Genomic DNA, 3235 nt, shown 5'->3' on the forward strand with positions numbered 1-3235 from the left:
GACATCCTTGTCCATTCGAAAAACGGCGCGCGTCCTGCGCGCCGCCCTTCGGGTCTACGTTTGCTCGCGTGGGTGCGTTGCTATGGATTCCAATGCCGCGGCAACGGCAACGGCAACGGCAACGGCAACGGCAACGGCAACGGCAACGGCAAGGGAACGGTGAGTGCAACTGGAACCGCGGTCGCCTGCCGTAGGATGCGGTGAGCGAAGGCGAACCGCATCGTCGCGGGGTAGCGGGCAGGCGGCTGTCGTGGCATGCGCATGGCGAAAAAGCGAAGGCCCGGCGGATCGCTCCGCCGGGCCTTCGCTGTAGCCCCTCTCCCGCACAGCGGGAGAGGGGTTGGGGTGAGGGCCTCCAGCCCTTACGCCGCGTACTTGGCGATGAAGTCGCGCACTTGCGGATATACCTGCTCGCGCCAGCGGCGGCCGCTGAAGATGCCGTAATGGCCCGCGCCCTTGACCTCGATGTGCTCGCGGTCGGCGGCGGCGATGCCGGTGCACAGGCGGTGGGCGGCGCGGGTCTGGCCCTGGCCGGAGATGTCGTCGAGCTCGCCTTCGATGGTCAGCAGGGCGGTCTTGCCGATCGCGGCCGGATTCACCCGCTCGCCGGCCACGTCCCACAGGCCGCGCGGCAGCAGATGCTCCTGGAATACGACCCGGATGGTGTCGAGGTAATACTCGGCCGGCATGTCGAGGACGGCGTTGTACTCGTCGTAGAAACGCCGGTGCGAGGCCGCGTCCTCGAGATCGCCCTTGACCAGGTCCTGGTAGAAATCCCAATGCGACTGGAAATGGCGCTCCGGGTTCATCGCCACGAAGCCGCCGTGCTGGAGGAAGCCGGGATAGACGCGACGGCCGCCGCCGGGGTAGTTGGCCGGCACGTGATGGATCAGGTTGCCCTCGAACCACCACAACGGCTTGTGCACGGCCAGGTCGTTGACCTGGGTCGGGCTTTCGCGGGTGTCGATCGGGCCGCCCATCATCACCAGCGAGCGCGGCGTGGCTTCGCCGCGCGCGGCCATCAGCGATACCGCCGCCAGCACCGGCACGGTCGGCTGGCAGACGCTGATCACATGCAGCTTGTCGGCGCCGATCAGGCGGATGAACTCCTGGATGTAGGCCACGTAGTCGTCGAGGGTGAAGGCGCCCTCGCTGGCCGGCACCATGCGCGCATCGATCCAGTCGGTGATGTAGACCTTGTGGTCGCGCAGCAGGGTCTTGACGGTGTCGCGCAGCAGGGTGCTGTGATGGCCCGACAGCGGCGCGACCACCAGCACCGGCGGATCGTCCTTGAGCTCGGCGATGTTGTCGGCGTCGTCGGCGTAGCGCTTGAAGCGCAGCAGGCGGCAGAACGGCTTGCGCTTCATCTCGCGCTCGATCACCGGGTAGGTGTCGCCATCGATCTGCAGCGAGTGGATGCCGAATTCGGGCTTCTCGTAGTCCTTGCCGATCCGGTACAGCAGCTCGTAGCCGGCGGCCATGCGCGAGGCGCCGGGCACGCTGGACAGCCAGCTGCCGGGGGCGGCGAACATCTTGGAGCCGGCATCGGCCCAGTAGGTCATCGGCGCCAGCCAGGCGCGGCCGAGTTCGTGCATCTGGTAAAGCAGCATCGGGCGGATCCCCAGGAACGACAGGTGGCTAACGGCGGTTTGCTGCGGCGCAGCATAGCCGATCGCGCGGGCCCCGACGTTAAGCCGGGGCAGGCGTTCAGCCGGGGGTCTCCAGGGCGGCCGCGCCCTCGCGCAGGCCGGGCGCCAGCCACAGGTGCGAGCCCAGCGCGGCGAAGCCGACCGCCTGGAAGCGCTCGCGGTAGTACCGCGCGGGGCGGCGCTTGAAGCCGACCGTGTCGCCGTCGACGCCGTCCTCGCGGGTGAAGGTCTCCAGGAAGGCGACGCCGTCGCAGAGCTCGGCCAGGCCGGGCAGGCCGCGTTCGAGTTCGCGCGGCGTCAGGTAATGCAGCACGTCGCTGCAGATCAGCAGATCGACCGCCGGACAGGGGCGCAGGGATTCGAAATCGCCGAAGCGGGCGTAGTGCAGATTGCGGTGCGCGCCGTGGCGGGCGACCGCGTACTGGCTGCTGTCGAAACCCAGATAGCGCAGCTTCGGGCGCAGCTTCAGCAGCGGCGCGCGCCAGGCGGCCTCGCCGGCGCCGATGTCGAGCACGCTGCGGATCGGCCGCTCCAGGTGGTATTCGGCGCTGGCCACGGCCAGGGCGACCTTGCGCTGCAGGCGCGCGCGCCCGCCGATCTCGGGGTCGCGATACCAGCGCTGGAAGTAATCGCGGTCGTACTGTTTGCTCATCGTGTCCTGCAGGGTTCCGGTGGCGTGGTCCGCGGGCGGCGGCGTGGCATCCTAGCGCGGCCGCGCACCCGGCCCGCAACCGCCCACACAGGAAGCCCGCGATGAACGCCTATCTTTGGACCAAGACCGCCCATCTCGTGTTCGTGATGGCGTGGATGGGCGGGGTGTTCTACCTGCCGCGGATCCTGGTCAACCTGGCCGAGGCCGGCGACGAGCCGGCGGTGCGCGCGCGCCTGGTGCTGATGGGCCGGCGGCTGTACCGCTTCGGCCACATCATGTTCGGGCTGGCCGCGCTGTTGGGCTTGACCCTATGGCTGCATTTCGACATCCGCGGCGGCTGGCTGCACGCCAAGCTGACCCTGGTGGCGGTGATGCTGGGCCATTACATCGTGTCGGGGCGTTGGCTCAAGGGCGTGGACCAGGGCAGGGCCTTGCCCAGCGCCAGGATGCTGCGCTTGTTCAACGAGCTGCCGGTGTTGCTGCTGATCGGGGTGGTGTATCTGGTGTTGGCCAAGCCGTTCTGAGCAGGTAAGCGCGATGTTCTTGCGCGTTTGCGGCGGTTCTTGTCGCCGGCTCCGGCTGGTCATTCCCATCCTTCGATTTGGCTGAGGACCGGCCGGCCTGGCGGCTGAGCGGTGTCCGGCGCCCCTTGGCGAGCACTTCCATGCCACCTCTTCAGGCTTTGGGTAGGAGCGGCGCGAGCCGCGACCGCGAACTTCGGCTACTGCGGTGGCCGGGCGCGGTGGGAGATTCGTTGTGGCTCTCGCTCCGCAGGGCTGCCACGAAAGGCAACGGCTTCCGCCCGCTGCGCGTGCGGGTCATGTTCTCTCGTCCAAGCTCCCCGTAGGAGCGGCGCGAGCCGCGACCGCGAACTCGGGCTGCGTCGTTGGTTTCGGGTGAGCTGGCTTTCTGTGGGAGCGGCGTGAGCCGCGAT

The 3235-nt window shown here is 68.5% G+C and carries 3 protein-coding genes and 1 pseudogene; 2 read left to right on the forward strand and 2 right to left on the reverse strand.

Translation table 11 applies throughout. The features are described 5' to 3' along the window. A pseudogene (locus V1318_RS21605) lies at window positions 1–204 on the forward strand (hypothetical protein); the annotation flags it as partial. Window positions 205–362: 158 nt separating this feature from the next. Here the strand turns inward: V1318_RS21605 and phaZ are convergent. Both phaZ and V1318_RS21615 read right to left on the reverse strand, forming a co-directional pair. Next, window positions 363–1607: a polyhydroxyalkanoate depolymerase gene (gene phaZ, locus V1318_RS21610; RefSeq protein ID WP_332941836.1), complete on the reverse strand. Its 1245-nt coding sequence runs from the start codon at window positions 1605–1607 to the stop codon at window positions 363–365. A 100-nt stretch (window positions 1608–1707) separates the two neighbouring features. Further along, complete coding sequence (locus tag V1318_RS21615) at window positions 1708–2313, reverse strand: class I SAM-dependent methyltransferase (RefSeq protein ID WP_332941837.1); 606 nt, start codon at window positions 2311–2313, stop codon at window positions 1708–1710. Between the two features lie 89 nt (window positions 2314–2402). Between V1318_RS21615 and V1318_RS21620 the strand changes: the two genes are divergently transcribed. After that, window positions 2403–2825 (forward strand): CopD family protein, encoded by a 423-nt coding sequence (locus V1318_RS21620; RefSeq protein WP_332941835.1) that lies wholly within the window; start codon window positions 2403–2405, stop codon window positions 2823–2825. The last annotated feature ends 410 nt before the right edge of the window (window positions 2826–3235 follow it).

This window comes from Lysobacter sp. CCNWLW3, assembly GCF_036697405.1.
Classification (GTDB): Bacteria; Pseudomonadota; Gammaproteobacteria; order Xanthomonadales; family Xanthomonadaceae; genus Lysobacter.